The 16,051-nt window shown below is 73.7% G+C and carries 12 protein-coding genes and 1 tRNA gene; 5 read left to right on the forward strand and 8 right to left on the reverse strand.

Translation table 11 applies throughout. The features are described from left to right. The first annotated feature begins 10 nt into the window (after window positions 1-10). Complete coding sequence (locus ASD06_RS15255) at window positions 11-1,060, forward strand: diguanylate cyclase (RefSeq protein WP_056679598.1); 1,050 nt, start codon at window positions 11-13, stop codon at window positions 1,058-1,060. On the opposite strand, the gene ASD06_RS15260 is transcribed toward ASD06_RS15255, so the two are convergent. Both ASD06_RS15260 and ASD06_RS15265 read right to left on the reverse strand, forming a co-directional pair. Beyond that, the gene (locus tag ASD06_RS15260; RefSeq protein ID WP_082538105.1) at window positions 1,051-2,664 is read right to left on the reverse strand and encodes an FAD-binding oxidoreductase; all 1,614 of its coding nucleotides are present in this window, start codon (window positions 2,662-2,664) and stop codon (window positions 1,051-1,053) included. The two genes, ASD06_RS15255 and ASD06_RS15260, sit on opposite strands and share 10 nt — an antisense overlap. Window positions 2,665-2,742: 78 nt before the next feature. Further along, on the reverse strand, window positions 2,743-3,180 hold the full coding sequence (locus tag ASD06_RS15265; protein WP_056679601.1) for a hypothetical protein: 438 nt from the start codon (window positions 3,178-3,180) through the stop codon (window positions 2,743-2,745). Window positions 3,181-3,314: 134 nt separating this feature from the next. On the opposite strand from ASD06_RS15265, the gene ASD06_RS15270 reads away from it, so the two are divergent. The 3 genes from ASD06_RS15270 (at window position 3,315) to mgtA (ending at window position 9,142) form a co-directional block, all read left to right on the forward strand. After that, the gene (locus ASD06_RS15270) at window positions 3,315-3,737 is read left to right on the forward strand and encodes a ChaB family protein (RefSeq protein WP_056679604.1); all 423 of its coding nucleotides are present in this window, start codon (window positions 3,315-3,317) and stop codon (window positions 3,735-3,737) included. Between the two features lie 126 nt (window positions 3,738-3,863). Further along, the gene (locus tag ASD06_RS15275) at window positions 3,864-6,464 is read left to right on the forward strand and encodes a SpoIIE family protein phosphatase (protein WP_056679607.1); all 2,601 of its coding nucleotides are present in this window, start codon (window positions 3,864-3,866) and stop codon (window positions 6,462-6,464) included. A gap of 53 nt (window positions 6,465-6,517) precedes the next feature. Next, a complete protein-coding gene (gene mgtA / locus ASD06_RS15280; protein ID WP_056679611.1) occupies window positions 6,518-9,142 on the forward strand; it encodes a magnesium-translocating P-type ATPase in 2,625 nt (874 codons plus the stop codon). Window positions 9,143-9,207: 65 nt separating this feature from the next. Here the strand turns inward: mgtA and ASD06_RS15285 are convergent, their stop codons facing one another. The 3 genes from ASD06_RS15285 to ASD06_RS15295 form a co-directional block, all read right to left on the reverse strand. Then, entirely contained in the window at window positions 9,208-10,299 is a 1,092-nt protein-coding gene (locus tag ASD06_RS15285) for an NBR1-Ig-like domain-containing protein (protein ID WP_157371750.1), read from the reverse strand. Window positions 10,300-10,452: 153 nt separating this feature from the next. Further along, entirely contained in the window at window positions 10,453-11,412 is a 960-nt protein-coding gene (locus ASD06_RS18610; RefSeq protein ID WP_082538197.1) for a peptidase inhibitor family I36 protein, read from the reverse strand. Window positions 11,413-11,467: 55 nt separating this feature from the next. Beyond that, the gene (locus ASD06_RS15295) at window positions 11,468-12,244 is read right to left on the reverse strand and encodes a peptidoglycan-binding protein (RefSeq protein ID WP_056681044.1); all 777 of its coding nucleotides are present in this window, start codon (window positions 12,242-12,244) and stop codon (window positions 11,468-11,470) included. 255 nt (window positions 12,245-12,499) lie between these two features. Here ASD06_RS15295 and ASD06_RS15300 point away from each other — a divergent pair, with 255 nt between their 5' ends. Next, the gene (locus tag ASD06_RS15300; protein ID WP_056679617.1) at window positions 12,500-12,907 is read left to right on the forward strand and encodes a hypothetical protein; all 408 of its coding nucleotides are present in this window, start codon (window positions 12,500-12,502) and stop codon (window positions 12,905-12,907) included. Here the strand turns inward: ASD06_RS15300 and ASD06_RS15305 are convergent. The 3 genes from ASD06_RS15305 to ASD06_RS15315 all read right to left on the reverse strand — a co-directional run bounded on the left by ASD06_RS15305 (window position 12,901) and on the right by ASD06_RS15315 (window position 16,023). Continuing rightward, the gene (locus ASD06_RS15305; RefSeq protein WP_056681047.1) at window positions 12,901-14,247 is read right to left on the reverse strand and encodes an amidase; all 1,347 of its coding nucleotides are present in this window, start codon (window positions 14,245-14,247) and stop codon (window positions 12,901-12,903) included. The two genes, ASD06_RS15300 and ASD06_RS15305, sit on opposite strands and share 7 nt — an antisense overlap. A 64-nt stretch (window positions 14,248-14,311) precedes the next feature. Continuing rightward, window positions 14,312-14,388, reverse strand: a tRNA-Thr gene (locus tag ASD06_RS15310). Between the two features lie 90 nt (window positions 14,389-14,478). After that, window positions 14,479-16,023 carry an alpha/beta hydrolase gene (locus ASD06_RS15315; protein ID WP_056679620.1) on the reverse strand — a complete coding sequence of 515 codons (1,545 nt, stop codon included), beginning with the start codon at window positions 16,021-16,023 and terminating at the stop codon, window positions 14,479-14,481. Window positions 16,024-16,051: the final 28 nt, after the last annotated feature.

Consider the following 16,051-nt stretch of genomic DNA (forward strand, 5'->3'; position numbering starts at 1 on the left):
ATACGAAGGTGTGACCGCTGCCGCTCTCGACACCGACGACTCGCTCGGTGGTGTCGTGGTGCGCTCGCTGCGGCCCGTGGCGCTGACCCTGGCGACGCTCTACGCCGTGTACGGCATGGCGTTCCTGTTCTCGGCTGACGGTGCGCACGACCTCACGAACGCCGCCGACTGCCTGGTCTCGAGCGGCATGCTCGCGGCGCTCGCGTGGGGTGCGCCGCGCTGGCGGTGGTCGAGCCGGCGTCCGCACGCGACGGGGGCCCTGGCGTGCTCGGTGGTCATCTACAACACGGTGGGGTTGCTGGCGCAGACCGGCGAGGCTCGGCAGACCACGAACGTCATGCTCGTCGTCGTGGGCGTGGGCGTGCTCATGCTGTCGTGGCCGTGGGCCCTGCTGCTGGAGGCAGCCGCCCTGGCGGGGTGGGTGGCCGTCGCCGTCTCGCAGGCGACGCCGGGCACGAACGAGGAGTGGGTGCACTTCGCCTTCGCGTTGCTGTCGGCCACCGCGCTGAGCAACCTCGTGCTGTTCGTGCGGCGCCGGCAGCTGCTGCAGCTGGCCAGCGCACGGGCCGAGCTGCGTGACCTCGCGCTGGTCGATCCCCTGACCCACCTGCACAACCGCCGCGGGCTGCTCCACCTCGGCGAGAACGCCGTGCTCACCGCCGACCGCGCCGGGCGCGCGGTCACGGTGGTCTTCGTCGACGTCGACGGGATGAAGCAGGTCAACGACCAGCTGGGGCACGCCGCCGGGGACCTCGCCCTGCAGCAGACCGCCCAGGCGCTGCGCCTCAGCGTCCGGGAGTCCGACGTGTGCGCGCGCCTCGGCGGCGACGAGTTCTGCGTCCTGATGCCCGACGCGCTGCCCGACGTCCGCGTGCTGGCCGACCGCTTGCGCGCGACCCTCGACGACGTCGCGGGGCGGCCGATCTTCGGCGTGTCCGTCGGCGCGGCGCGCCGCGACCCGGGCTCCGGGGTGTCACTCGAGGAGCTCATCGAGCGCGCGGACGCCGCGATGTACGTCGACAAGCAGGGCAAGGCGCAGCGGCTGCTGGCTCAGCGCTGACGCCGGCGCGCCCAGCGCGCTTGGTGGACGTCCCAGTAGCGGGCGCCGACCGCAGTGGGTGCACCCAGCCGGTCGGGCTCGCCGAGCAGCTCGGTGTCGGCGAGGTCGGCCGCGCTCACGCTCGGCAGGACGCTGTGACCGTGGCTGAAGACGTCCCACGGGTCGACGAGCGTCTTGGTCGCGCGCAGGCGCGCCTGCTGGTCGAACGTCCAGCTGGCGCAGACGGCCTCGCGGTCATCGAGGTGACCGAGCCAGTTGGTGAGCGTCGTCCGCGAGCGCCAGGGGCTGAGCGCCTCGTGCACCGCCCGGGCAGCCGCCGGCACCGCGTCGCGCAGGGCCGGCACCCCCGGGCCGATCGTCATGAGGCTGAACGCCGTGTCGCGGCCGGCGACGGCGTTCGGGCGCTCCGGCTCACGACCCATCGCACCGCCCATGAGTCGCAGCTCGACCACCACCAGCGGCAGCCGGGCGGTTGGGCCCGCCACCGCGAGCAGCGCGTCGACGGCGTCGCGGTCGAGGGCCGTCAGGCCCGCTCCGAGCTCCCAGGACGGCGAGGGGTCGACGGGGTCGCGGTGCACCGCGTCGGCGTCGGTGTAGGGCCGGGCGACGACGTCGTCGACGAGCGAGGGGGCGCACGAGCGCAGCGGCTCGAGCAGGCGGTCGGCCTCCGCCTGCGCACCGAGGTGGGCGACGCGCACGTGCAGGGTGAGCACGCCGCGCAGCTGCTCGGGCACCATCGGCGCGTCCGGCAGCCGCAGCAGCGCCACCGACGTCGAGGTGTCGTCGGTGAGGCTGCCGCACCACTCGCGCCAGGTGTGCAGCACGGTGGCGGCGTGCTCGCCGGCGTAGACGATGGCGCCGGCCGTGAGCTCGGGCAGCTCGACGAGGTCGAGCTCGAGCGCGGTCACCACCCCGAACGAGCCCTTGCCGCCGCGCAGCGCCCAGAACAGGTCGGGCTCGGTGCGCGCGTCGACGTGGCGCAGCCGCGCGTCGGCGGTGACGACGTCGAGCGAGCGCACGTGGTCGGCGGCGAAACCGTGCTTGCGGCTCAACAGGCCGATGCCGCCGCCGAGGGTGAAGCCGGCGACACCCACACCGGACGCCGACCCGCTGAGTGGCGCCAGCCCGTGCGGCGCCGCAGCGGCCACGACGTCGCGCCACACCGCACCGGCTCCGACGCGGGCCGTGCGGCGCTCGGCGTCGACGGTGACCTCGGCCATCCGGCGCGTCGTCACCAGCACGCCGTCGCAGAACGGCGACGACGCGCCGTGGCCGGTGCCCTGCACGGCCACCGCGAGGCCCTCGGCGCGCGCGAACCGGACGGCGGCCACGACGTCGGCCGCGCACGTGGCGCCGACGACGACCGTGGGGCGGTGGGTCGTCGCGAGGTTCCACGCGGCCGCCTCGAGCTGCAGCGCGGCGTCGTCGTCGGCGTCGCGCACGAGCACCGGGCCGTGCACCGCCGTCCGCAGCCGTCGCACCACCGCCGGGTCACAACGGCTCGCACGGCGCGGCGCGCTGGGCTGGGCGGGCTGGGCGGGCTGGGCGGGCTGGGCGGGCTGGGCGGGCTGGGCAGGTTGGGCGGCCCCGGCGATCTCGGACATGCCGACAGGGTGCTCCTGCACCCCGGCTGCGCGCACCGGGTTTCGGTGAAGCCGTCGGTTGAGCCGGTCAGCGCTGCGTCACGACACCATGCCCGCGATCCGCGGTCCGAACGCCTGGTAGGACGGGGCGGTCAGGGTGACGGGCTCGCGCACGACGAGGCACGGCCGCATGAGGTGGCGCTGGCGCTCGGTGCGCAGGCGCTGCGTCTCGCGCTGCCACCGCCCGGGTTCGACCCCCTCGCGGGCCCGCACGACGCTCGCCCGGGCGTGCCCCGCCGTGGGTCCGACGGCGACGCGGTAGCCCGCCTCCGTGGCGGCCACGAGCTCGTCGTACGCCTGGGTGACGGCGGTGAACCGGGCTCGCGCCTGGTCGGCCGGGGTGTCGTGGCAGGCCGCGTGCAAGGCGCTGAGAGCGACGTCGAGTCGCCGCTGCAAGGTCGGCAGCCGCAGCACGGCTGCCCGGTCGCGGGCGATGGACTCCGGTGTCGTGGCGGTGGTGCGGGCGGCAGTGGGCATGGTCTTCTCCCTAGTTTTCACGAACATTCTCGTGTTAACTCAACGCCTGCTCAGCGGCCCTGTCAAGGCCGCCCCGGATGCGCCCGCTCTCCGGCGCGGCCACAGTGGAAGAACCCCGCTGTCGAGGAGGACTCATGCCGAAGGCGACCCAGAGCGGCAAAGCCAAGCAGAGCGAGCTGCCCAGCACCCTGCAGCGATCGGACGACAAGGCCAAGCGCACCTTCGCTCAGGCCCACGACTGCGCCGCCGAGGAGTACGGCGACGGCGAGCGCGCGCACCGCGTGGCCTACTCGGCGCTCAAGCACACGCACGAGAAGGTCGGCGACCACTGGGAGCCCAAGGACCACCACGGGCCCTCCGACAGCCGGGCCGCCCACGGGCGCACCGGCGGCGGGACGTCGAAGGGCGGCGTCGACGCGAACGCCACCAAGGCCCACCTGTACGACCTCGCGAAGCGCCTGGACGTGCCCGGGCGCTCGTCGATGAGCAAGTCCGAGCTGGTCGACGCCATCGAGAAGGCCAACGACCGCGAGACGCGGCGGTCGCGCAGCAGCTAGCACGGTGTGACGAGGGTCCGCCCGCGCGGGTGAAAGCCTCGCGCCCTTTCGCCGTACCAGCCTCGGGACGACTAGGGTTCGACTCGCACGCCGTGTCGTGTCCAGGGGTCACGAGGAAGGATGGGCATGGAGCAGCGTGGCCGCTTGCCCTCGCACGACGTGCGGGCCGACCTCGCCCTGCGCTCCGCCCATCTCGGCACCTACGTCTACGACCCGGCCCGCCGCCGAGCCGACTGCGACGCCAACCTCCTGGAGCTGCTGGGCTACGAGCCGGGCGGCGCCGCCGAGGTCGAGGGGTTCCACGGAGTCGTCGACGACAACGACGCCCCGGCCCTGCGCGAGGCCTTCGAGCGGGCCATCGACGACGGCCGGCCCTTCGAGCACGAGTACCGCATCCGCCGGCGCGACGACGGCGCGCTGCGGTGGATGCACGCCTACGGCAACGTCGTCGACACCGACGACGGCCGCGTGGTCGTCGGCGTGGTGCAGGACGTCTCCGAGCGACGTGTCGCCGAGCTGGAGTCCGACGCCGCTCGGGCCGCCGAGAACGTCGCCCGCCAGGCGGCGCGGGCCTCGCAGCGACGGCTGGAGCTGCTGGCGCGCGTCTCGACCCTGATCGACACCCCGCTCGACCTCGAGGCCGTGCTGCAGCAGGTGGCCGACCTGGCCATCGGCGAGCTCGCCGACTGGTGCGCCGTCGACCTGCAGACCGACGAGGGCCGCCCGCGGCAGGTCGCCGTGGCGCACCGCGACCGGGCCATGGTGGCGCTGGCCCGCGAGCTGCAGGACCGCTACCCCCAGCCTTCCGACGACCCCGCGCGCGCACACATCATCGACGACCTCGCCGTCATGCACCTCACCGAGATCGGTGACGACCTCCTGCGTGACTCCGCCCGTGACGCCGAGCACCTGCACATCCTGCGCAGCCTCGGCATGTCGTCCGCGATCGCCGTCCCGCTGCAGGCGGAGGGCCGCGCGTTCGGCGTCCTCACCCTCGTGGCGACCCACGGCCGTCAGCTCACCGCGGAGGACGTCGAGCTCGCCGTCGAGCTGGGCCGCCGGGCCGGCTCGGCCGTCGCCAAGGCCCGGCTGCACGCCGAACGCGAGCGCGTGGCCGCCGACCTCACGCTGTCGGAGGCGCGCTACCGCACGCTGGTCGAGACCGGCAGCCTCGACGTCTTCCGCGCCGACGCGGGCGGCGAGGTCATCACCGACATGGTGCAGTGGCGCCGGCTCACCGGGTCGGCCTCGACGTTCGGGTGGGTCTGGCTCGACGACATCCACCCGGGCGACCGGGAGCGGGTGCGCCAGAGCTGGCTCGCCAGCGTCCACAGCGGCGCGCCGTACGACTGCACCTACCGGCTGCGCAGCGGCATCGGATGGCGCTGGGTCGAGGCCCGTGCCGCCGCCGTGCACGAGAGCCCGGGCGACCCGACGTCCCCGGTGCTCGAGTGGATCGGCTCCGTGGCCGACGTCACCGCGGAGGTCACGAGCCGCACCCGCACCGAGGCGCTGCGCGACTGCGCCGAGGCGCTCGCGAGGGCGCTCGACGTCCAGCAGGTCCTGACGTCGCTGCAGGTGGTCGCGGCCCGGTCGCTCAAGGCCCGCGGCTCCGTCGTGGCCCTCGTCGAGGACCGCACGTTCGAGGTCTACCAGCGCGGCTACGAGGGCCTGCAGTCCCGGTGGTCCGAGCCACTCAGCGAGCCGGCCACCGCCTGGCCGGCCGTGCGCCACGTCCTCGAGACAGGCGCGGCGACCTTCATCACCTCCACCGACGACTTCGACGAGCAGGTGGGCAGCGAACCCGCTGCGGCACAAGTGAAGGCGTCGCTGGACGCCGGTGAGGTCAGCTGGGCCTACCTCCCGCTGCGCTACGGCACCGACCTGCTCGGCGTCGTGCGGTTCGGCTGGACCGAGACCCAGTCGTTCGACGCCTCCGACCAGGCCACGCTGGTCGCCATCGCCGCGCAGCACTCCGCCGCCCTCGCCCGCGCCCGCCTGTACGACGCCGAGCGGCTCACCTCGCTCACGCTGCAGCGTGCACTGGCTCCCGAGGTGCCCCGGCACGTGGGTGGCGTCAGCATCGGGCTGCACTACCGCGCGGCCGGGATCGGAGCCCAGGTCGGTGGCGACTGGGCCGATGCCTTCACGCTCGCCGACGGGCGGGTCTGCCTGGTGGTCGGGGACGTCATGGGCAGCGGCATCCAGGCCGCCGCCACCATGGGCCGGTTGCGCACCGCGCTGTCGACGCTCGCCCTGCACGAGAGCGACCCCGCCCAGCTGCTGAGCGACCTCGACCGCATGCTGCTCGCCACTCCCGGGGACCCGCTCGCCACGGCGGCGCTCGCCGTGGTCGACCCCGCAGCCACCGCGTTCGAGCTCTACAGCGCCGGGCACCTTCCGGCCCTCGTCGCGCCGTGGGTGGGTGAGGTGCAGCTGGTGACGGCGCCGCAGGTGCCGCCGCTGGGGGTGGGCTGGAGCTCGCAGGGTCTGCGCCCGGCGGGGGTGCGCGTCGAGATGGCGTCCGGGTCGGTGATCGCCCTGTGCTCCGACGGGCTCGTCGAGACGCGGACGGAGTCGATCGACGCCCGGCTGCGGCTGTGGCGATCGGTCGTGCAGTCGCACCTGCCGCTGGGCAACCTCGACGAAGAGGCGCCCGCGCTGGTCGACGCCATGGAAGCGGCCGAGGACGACGACGTCACGCTGCTGCTGGCTCGCCTGCCCTGACCGCAGGACCAAGGTCCGGGCTCGCTCGTCGCGCGTCCTCCGACGATGGGTGCGTGAGCGTCGCCCAGCAGAGCTCGGCGGGCGCGGACCAGCGTGCCCTGACCGCGCTCGACGCCGCCCGCGCTCCCGTCGACGAGGTGCTGCGCGAGCTGGACTCGCGGGAGGGTGGGCTGACCGGCGCCGAGGCCGCCGCCCGGCTCATCCGCTACGGCCCCAACGCGGTGCGCACCCACCGGGTCGCCTGGTGGCAGGTGCTCGGCCGCCAGCTGCGCAGCGCGCTCCTGGCCCTGCTGGCCGGCACCGCCGCCGTCGCCGCGCTGCTCGGTAGCACGACCGAGGCGGCGATCATCGCGCTGATCCTGCTGGCCAGCATCGGGCTCGGGTTCGCCAACGAGTACCGCGCGGCCCGGGCCGCCGAAGCGCTCCACGAGCGCATGCGCCACACCTCCCCCGTGCTGCGCGACGGCGCGCTGGCCCAGGTCGACGTCACGGCGCTCGTCCCGGGCGACGTGGTGCGCCTGTCGATGGGCCAGGTGGTACCAGCCGACCTGCGGCTGCTCGCGGTCGACAACCTCGAGTGCGACGAGAGCCTGGTGACCGGCGAGTCGATGCCGGTGACCAAGCAGGTGGCGGCCGTGCGCGAGAGCCAGCTGGTCGCCGTCCGCTCCTGCGCTCTCATGGGCACCGTCGTCCACGCGGGCTCAGGGACCGGGGTGGTGGTCGCGACGGCGGCCCGCACCGAGTTCGGCCGGATCGCCCTCGACCTCGGGGACGCCCAGCCCGAGACGGCGTTCCAGCTGGGACTGCGGCACTTCTCCGGCTTACTGCTGCGCGTGGCCGGCGTCCTGACGGTGATGATCCTCATCGCCAACCTGGCGCTGCACCGCCCGTTGATCGAGGCCGTGCTGTTCTCCCTCGCCATCGCGGTCGGCATGACGCCGCAGCTGCTGCCTGCCGTCGTCAGCACGAGCCTGGCCATGGGCGCGCGGCAGCTCGAGCAGCTGCGGGTGCTGGTGAAGCGCCTGGTGTGCATCGAGGACCTGGGTGACATCGAGGTGCTGCTGACGGACAAGACCGGCACGCTCACCGACGGCCGGATCTCGTTCGTCGCCGCGCTCGGAGCGGACGGGGACGAGCACTCGGGTGAGGTGGCCCTGCGCCGCGGTCGGCTGTGCGTCACGACCGATGAGGGCGCAGCGGCCGCAGGCACGGTCGACGCCCTGGACGCCGCCCTGTGCGCGGCGGCGGCCCCGGCCCCGGACGCGGTGCGGCTGGCGGACCTGCCGTTCGACCACGAGCGCCGGATGACCAGCGTCCTGATCGAGCAGGCCGGTGAGGTCCGGCTGGTGACCAAGGGGGCGCCCGAGACGGTGCTGACGCGGTGCGTCGAGCTGCCACCCGACGCGAGAACGACCGTGGAGCAACGGTTTCGTGCTGGTGACCGCCTCGTCGCCGTGGCGTCGCGACCCGCCGAGCGCACCACCGCGCTGCGCGAGGACGACGAGCGAGACCTGCGGCTCGACGGCTTCCTGGTGTTCCTCGACCAGCCCAAGGCCACTGCGTCCACCGCCCTGCACCGGCTGGCCGACCTGGGGCTCACGGTGAAGGTCGTCACCGGTGACAACCCGCTGGTGGCCCAGAGCGTGTGCGAGCAGGTCGGCCTGCCGTCCCCGGTCGCGGTGACGGGCGCCGACCTCGACGCCCTGGACGACGCAGCGTTGGCGAGCACCGTGCGCGAGGCCAACGTCTTCGCGCGCGTGACCCCCGAGCAGAAGGCGCGGATCGTGCGGTCGCTGCGCGAGCAGGGGCAGGCCGTGGGCTTCCTCGGCGACGGCGTCAACGACGCCCTCGCCCTGCACGCGGCCGACGTCGGCATCTCGGTCGACAGCGGCACCGACGTCGCGCAGGACGCGGCTGACATCATCCTGCTGGAGAAGGACCTCGACGTGCTCGCCGACGGCATCGCGGGTGGCCGGCGGATCTTCGCCAACACGATGAAGTACGTGCTGATGGGCACGTCCAGCAACTTCGGCAACATGTTCAGCGCGGCCGCGGCGTCCGCCGTCCTGCCGTTCCTCCCGATGCTGCCGGCGCAGATCCTGCTGAACAACCTGCTCTACGACACCGGTCAGCTCTCGATCCCCACCGACCGCGTCGACGCCGAGCAGCTGCTTCGGCCGGCCCACTGGGACATGACCCAGATCCGGCGCTTCATGCTGCTGTTCGGGCCACTCAGCTCGCTGTTCGACTTCGCCACCTTCGCGGTGCTCCTCGGGCTGTTCCAAGCGGCGCCGCCACTGTTTCGCACCGGGTGGTTCATCGAGTCGATGGCCACGCAGGTGCTCGTCGTCTTCGTGATCCGCACCCGACGAAACCCCTTCTGGCGCAGCACTCCCAGTCGATCACTGGCCGGGGCGTGCGTGGCGGTCGTCGCCGCGGCGGTGCTGCTGCCCTACCTGCCGTTCAGCGACCTGGTGGGTCTGGTGGCCCCGCCGCCGACGCTGCTGGCCGTGATGGCCGCCATGGTCGTCGGGTACCTGCTGCTCGTGGACGCGGCCAAGCGGCTGCTCGAGGCAGAGGTGGAGCGCCCGACCGTCGTCCCCCGCCGCGGTCGGCCCCACCGCATCCACCGCCGCGCCGGGCGGTTCAGCCACGGCGCCCGCCTCACTGCGCACTGACCACCCCAGTCCGCCGCCCAGGCCGGTTTGCGCGGCCCCGCAGCGGCCTGGGTGGCGGGGGCGGTTCAGTCGACGATCACCTGGAAGTTGACCGGACGGCTGCCCGGGAACGCCACCCGCCCGGCGGAGTCGACCATCTTGAACCGCACGAAGCAGAAGCCCGCGGACGGCGGCGTCGCCACGTCGACGCTGATGTCGACGAGCTCTCCGGGAGCCGCGGACGGCACCGGGACGTTCGGGATGGTCTGGCACTGCCCGCGTTGCTGCGGCAGGTCGACCCGATGCAGCGAGTAGCCGCGCCACGGCACCGACCCGGCGTTCTTGAACCGCCACACCTTGCGCACGGTCTGGCCGTGGGCGACGTGCGAGCAGTCCGGCAGCGTCAGGTCGGCCACGTACGCAGCGCGATCGCCACTGCGCAACGGCGGTGCGGGCGGTGGGTTCTGTTGCCGCACCGGGCAGTCAGCAGCCGTCGGGCCGGACGCCGCCGGCGCAGCGGGCGCGTCGTGCTGGGTCAGGGCGACGACCCCGACACCCACCAGCACCGCCATACCGGCTGCCGCCCCGGCGAGCACGCCCTTGCGGCGATGGCCCGTGCGGCTCGCAGGAGGCGGCTCCGGCTGCGGCATGGGTTCCGGCTGCGGCATGGGTTCCGGCTGCGGCATGGGCTCCGGCTGCGGCATCGGCTCCGGCTGCGGCATGGGCTCCGGTTGCGGCATCGGCTCGCCCGGCAACGGCGGCTGCGGTGGCTCCCCGGGAGGCGGCTGGACCGCGACGGTGACGCCGGCCCCCACCCCCGCCCGCGCGGTGGCGGCCACCTGCGCCCGAGCCCGCGCCGGCCCGTGCGCCACCGCCACGGCCCGCCGGGCGCTGGCCTGGCCGGCCTGGGCGCACCCGACGGCGGCACTGGCCACCTCCCAGCGGTCGCGGTAGTCGGCCGGGTTGCCGCCGCAGGCCCTGACGAACTCGACGGTGGTCGCCCAGCTCGGCAGCCGGTTGCCCTTCACCGCCTCGTGCAAGGTCGTGTGCGAGATGGCGTGCGACTGCCCCGACATGGTGCGAAACGACGGTGTCCCCACGGACTCCCGCAGCTCGGCGAGCACGGCGGCGAAACCCTCGATCGCTCGCGCCCGTCGCGCTGCAGCTGACTCCCCCACGACCACTCCTCGGTGCCGTTCCGTGTCCGTTCGGTCCCGCTGAGTGAGACCAAACCGGACGTTACCGGCACATCGGCGTCGTGGATAGAGCCGTCGACGGGGAGCACTCCCCATCCGGGAGCGCTCCCCGCCGACGTCCGTGCTACCCCGGGCTCACGACGTGAGCGTGATGCCGCTGTAGTAGTGCTTCAGGATCGTGCTCCAGCTCTTGCCCGCGTTCGCCAGGTCGCGCGAGCCGTACTGCGACATCCAGTTGCCGTCGACCCAGGCGCCGCAAGCGGTCGTCGTCGAGCAGTAGTGCGCCTGCAGGATGTTGCCGCTGCGGGTCATCCGCGTGCCCCACGTTGCATCGACGGCGTTGCTGGTCGACGTCACCGCGGAGCCCGGCTGGTAGACCTGGTCGCTCGTGGTGTCGCGGACGTCGTAGCAGGCGCCCCACGCGGTCTGCCGCGTCGAGTGCAGGGCCCAGTACCAGCCGTAGCTCTTGACCGCCATGGCCCCGGAGCGCAACGACGCCTGCGGCCAGCTGGAGACCCACTCGTTGGGCAGCACGTTCTTGACGTAGGTCTTGAACGCCACGCGGTCGACCCGGCCCAGGTTGACGCGGTAGACGAGGATCGAGCTCGGCAGCGTGGTGTTCGTGCCGTCCGTCTTGCAGCCGGTGGGCGCCGACGACAGCAGCTCGTGCGAGGCGTTGTTGTTCTTCAGCGTCGCGTTGAGGTTGCCCTTCGCACCCGGCGCGAAGTCCTGGTGGGCTCCCGCGAAGTTGCTGTTGTAGTACACGCGCACCGTCTTGCCCGTGCGGTTCCACACCGAGGCGGCGTTGTTCTTGACGCACAGGCCCTGACCGTTGCCGGCGCCCTTGAACTCGTAGCACGACGGCTGGGTGGCGCCGTAGTCGTCGAGGGAGTCGGTGAAGTCCGAGATCGAGCCGGCTTCGTTGCTGTTGAAGTAGTAGCAGAACTCGCCGCTGTTGCAGGCGCCGTCGCGAGCCGCCGCGCTCGCCGGCGAGGCGAACGCGACCGCCCCGCTCGCCACGGCGACGAGACTGACGACGAGCGCGAGCGCGCGCTGGAGCCCGCGGACGGCCGCCCGTGGCGTGCTGTGGTGCATCACTGTTCCTCCGTAGGTGCTGGGTGCTGCTGGTGGTGCTGCTCAGCGGGTGCGGTCACTGCAGTCGCAGGTACTCCTCCCAGGTGTGGATCGCCACGCGCGGGCCGTCGTCCGCCGCGCGGTTGGCGAGGCCGTTGAGGCCGAGGTAGTAGTCGCCCACCTGGTGCTGGGCCGGCGTCGACAGGTCGGTGTCACTGATCGCCACGGCGTGGATGTGCCACGGCCAGTTGCCCTGGCTCGGACTGCGCACCCAAGCGGCGAAACCAACCTGCCGCAACGCCTTCGCGACGGTGCGGCGCCTGGTCGAGGTCATGCCGTCGACGTTGATGTCGACGACACCGCCACCATCGTGCGTACCGGCGGACGTCGGGTCGCCGCCCGGGTTGTACGAGCCCTGGTCGAGGCGCAGCCGGCGACCGAGCAGGGACTCCGCCTCCTTGAGCATCGCGTCGGTGCGGGCGTCGACGACGTACCCGTCACGGGCCACCCGGCCTCCGGGCGCGATGGGGTGCGTCACCGTGAAGCGCCCGGTGCCGAGCGACGTCAGCGAGGTCTTGCCGGGCAGCCCGTTGGCGTCGAGACCCGTGAAGCCCAACGACTGCTGGTACTTGCCGTAGGCCTCGACCGTCTTGCTGCCGAAGTAGCCGTCAACCCAGGTGGCGTCGAGCAGGTGTCTCGCCTGCAGCGCCTGCTCGACGGCGAGCACGCTGGCCCTCGCCCCCGAGGTGAGGGTGTCGTCGGCGCGGCGCGGGTCGATCTGGGCGGCCTTCACCGTGGCCTCCATGTTCACGGTGGGCAGGTCGCTGGCGGCCGCCGGCGTGCTCGCGGCCATTGCCGGGACGCCCGCAGCGAGCGCCAGCACAGCGAGCAGGGCGGGGATCTTCACGGGTCCTCCTGGAGTCGACGGGCCGGACGCCGAGGGGCGTGGTCCGGCGGGAGCGACTCTGGGCTGCCGTCGGCGGTGTCCGGCAGGGACGTGCCCGCGAAGGCGCGTCAGATGGGCCGCTGACCTGCGCAGACGGCCGCGTTGTCAGATTCGCCGTGCCGCTTGCCTGACAGCGCGCAGCGGGTCGGGCAGGATCAGCAGGTGCCCTGGCCCTTCCGGTCGCACTGGCCGTCGTGGTCGACCGACAGCGTGCTGTCGATCGCCTCGCGCGGCTCGCTGCTGTCGATCGCCTCGCACGGCTCGGTGCTCTCGATCGGCAGCCTCGGCTCGATCGCCTCGGCGGGCAGCGTGTGCTCGGTGGCATCCGCCCTGAGCGCGGGCGCGTGGATGTCGTTCGGGTCACTGGCGAGCTACCAGTCCAACCACTCGCTGTTGTCGCACCAGTCGGGCGGCTCCGTGCTGTCGAGCCAGTCGCAGGGCGGCGTCCGGACGCGACGGTCACACCGCGACGCGGCGCCCGCCGTCCGCCCCGCCGTCACGCTCGGCGTGGCTGCGGTGAGTGCCCTGGCGTGGTGGTTCGTGCGCCGCGCCCCCAGCGGGCCTCAGTAGCCGGGCGCCGTGCGTGGCCAGGGCGCGAGCCGCTCGAGCTGCGCGGCGAGTGCGAGCAGCAGCGGCTCCGCGCCGTCCGGGCCGACGAGCTGGACCGCGAGCGGTGTACCGGTGCGCGGGTGGATCCCCGCAGGCACGGTCATCGCGGGGTAGCCGGCGAAGTTCCACGGCGCGGCGTACGGCGCGTAGCGGACGTTCGCGGCGAACACCCGGGGCCAGCCCCGCCGCCCCCACCGGGCTGCCGCGATGGGCGGCGTCGCCAGGGCCGGTGTCACCAGGACGTCCGTGCGTGCGAAGAAGTCCGCCAGCCGGGAGCGGAAGGCCGCCCGCTGCTCGGGCCGCACGAGTCCGCGCCGGCGCACCACGTCACCCCACGCCGCGTGGCCACGGACGGCCGGGTCGAGCCGTGACCGGTCGAGGCCGTCCGCGTCGTACGAGGCACCGCCGACCCACCGCGCGAGCACCGGCAGCGGGTTGGCGGGGTAGGGCGGGTCGTCGCGGCGCACCTGGTGCCCCTGGGCAGCGAGCTGGCCCGCAATCCGCTCGACCGCCGCCACGTGCTGCCGGTCGCGCCGCGCACCCGTCACCGGCGAGGTCGTCGACACGGCCACGCGCAGCGCCGTCGCCGGCTCGTCGACGTCCGCGAGGTCCGGCCGCCCGGCCATCACCGACAGCAGCAGGGCGGCGTCGCGCACCGTGGTGGTGAGCGGGCCGTTCTCGGCCATGCCGTACCAGTCGTTCGCGCCGATACCCGCCGGGACGACGCCGGTGCCCGGCTTGATGCCGACGAGGCCGCAGCAGGCGGCCGGGATCCGGATCGACCCCATGCCGTCGTTGCCGTGACCCACCGGCACCAGACCGGCCGCCACCGCAGCCGCGGTGCCCCCCGACGAGCCACCGGCCGTCCGGTCGGGGGCCCACGGGTTGCGGGTGATGCCGAACGCGGAGTCCGTGGCGCCGAAGACGCACAGCTCGGGCGTGCGGGTGAGGCCGACGACGACGGCTCCGGCGTCGCGCAGCCTGCGCACCACCGGGTGATCGGCGGCCTGTGGCGTCTCGGGGCTGGCGAGGCTGCCGGCGCGCATCGGCTCGCCGGCCACCGGCACGTTGTCCTTGACCGCCACCGGCACACCGGCCAGGGGCAGGTCGGCCAGGTCGGGGCGCTGCGCCACAGCCCGGGCCTCAGCGAGTGCTCGTTCACCGCGGACGACCTGGAACGCCCCGAGTGCGGCGTCGTGCCGGGCGATCCGGTCGAGCGCCGCCCCGACGGCGGCCTCGGGCGTCAGCCGCCCGGCGCGCACGTCGTCGGCGATCTCGGCTGCGGTGCGGTGGGTGCTCACGAGGGGAGCGTACGGGGCGGGACGGCGCGGGCCCGGCCCTCCGTCGAGGAGGGCCGGGCTCGGATGGAGCCGCCTAAGGGAATCGAACCCTTGACCTACGCATTACGAGTGCGTCGCTCTGGCCGACTGAGCTAAGGCGGCAGCGCCCCCAGGGGGGCACGAGCATCGAGTATAGGGGGCGCGGGCGCCTCGCGCGGACCAGGCCCGACGTGCGCCTCGCGGGCGACGGCCTCAGGAGCAGCGCAGCCCGTCGTCCGGCACCGTGCCGCGCAGCAGGTAGGCGTCGACGGCCTTGTCGACGCACCGGCTGCCCCGCATGTAGGCGGTGTGGCCGTCGCCCTCGTAGGTCACCAGATGACCGTCGGACAGCTGCTGGGCCAGGCCCTGCGCCCACTCGTACGGCGTGGCGGGGTCGCGCGTCGTGCCGACGACGACGATCGGCGGGCTGCCGGGGGCGGCGATCTTCTCGGGGTGGCCGTCACCCTCCACCGGCCAGTACGCGCACGGCAGCTGGCTCCAGTCGAGGAAGGCACCCCAGGTGGGCGCGGCCTTCTCGTAACGCGGCAGCGACTGCTCGACGCCGGCCAGGCCGCCGCGGTCGGGCCGGTCGAGGCAGTTGACGGCGTAGATCACGGTGTTCTGGTTGGACGTGTAGTGACCGTCACCACTGCGGTCGGCGTACGCGTCCGCGAGCTGCAGCAGCGCCGCGCCGCTGCCGCCGAACGCCTGGTCGAGCGCCGCGCGCAGCGTCGGCCAGTAGCCCTGGTCGTACATCGCGACGGCGATGCCGAGGCTCCCCCAACCCTCCGTGAGGGGCCGCCCGGGGTCGCCCGTGGGCAGCGGCTGCGCGTCGAGCGACGACAGCAGGTCGCGCAGCCGTTGCATGCCGCGGTCGACGTCGGTGCCCACCGGGCAGCCGCGCTGCTTCACGCAGTCGGCGACGAATGCCCGCGTGGCCTGCTCGAAACCCTTCGCCTGGCCGAGGTTGACCTCGTCTGCGGTGAGCGACGGGTCGATCGCGCCGTCCAGCACCATGCGGCCGACGTTGCGCGGGAACAGCTGCGCGTACGTCGCGCCCAGGAACGTGCCGTACGACTTGCCGAGGTAGAACAGCCGCTTGTCACCGAGCGCGGCGCGCAGGATGTCGATGTCGCGCGCGGCCTCCGGCGTGCTCACGTGGGCGAGCAGCTCTCCCCCGCCGGCCTCACAGCGCTGGGCGAGCTGCTTGAAGAGGTCGACGGTGCTGGAGATCTCCGCGGACGTGTCGGGCGTCGGGTCTGCGGCGAGCAGCTGGTCGGTCTGGGCGTCGGTGAGGCACTTCAGCGGTGCGCTCTCGCCGACGCCGCGCGGGTCGAACCCGACGACGTCGAAGCTGCGCCGGGCGGCGTCGCTGATGACGGCTCGGGCGGCCCGCGCGTAGTCGACGCCCGAGCCACCCGGGCCGCCCGGGTTGATCACCAGCGAGCCGAGCCGCTGGTCGGACTTGCCGGCCGGAAGCCGGATGACGGCCAGCTCGATCGTCGCGCCGCCCGGGTCGGCGTAGTCGACCGGCACCGTGAGCTTCGTGCACTCGAAGTCGCCGCCGCACCCGCGCCACGACAGCTTCTGGCTGTAGAAACGGTCGAGGCCGCTCGGCACGGGCGCGGCCGACACCGTCGCGGCGTTGGGGTTGCGCGACGGGTCGGCGGACTCGGCGTCGCCGCCTGAGCAGGCCGCGAGGCCCAGCGCCGCAGCGGTGACGAGGGCTGCGAAGACCCTGCGCTTGCCTCGCACCATGGTTGCCCGTCCCCTCGCCGGGGCACCT

Source organism: Angustibacter sp. Root456 (genome assembly GCF_001426435.1).
Classification (GTDB): domain Bacteria; phylum Actinomycetota; class Actinomycetes; order Actinomycetales; family Angustibacteraceae; genus Angustibacter.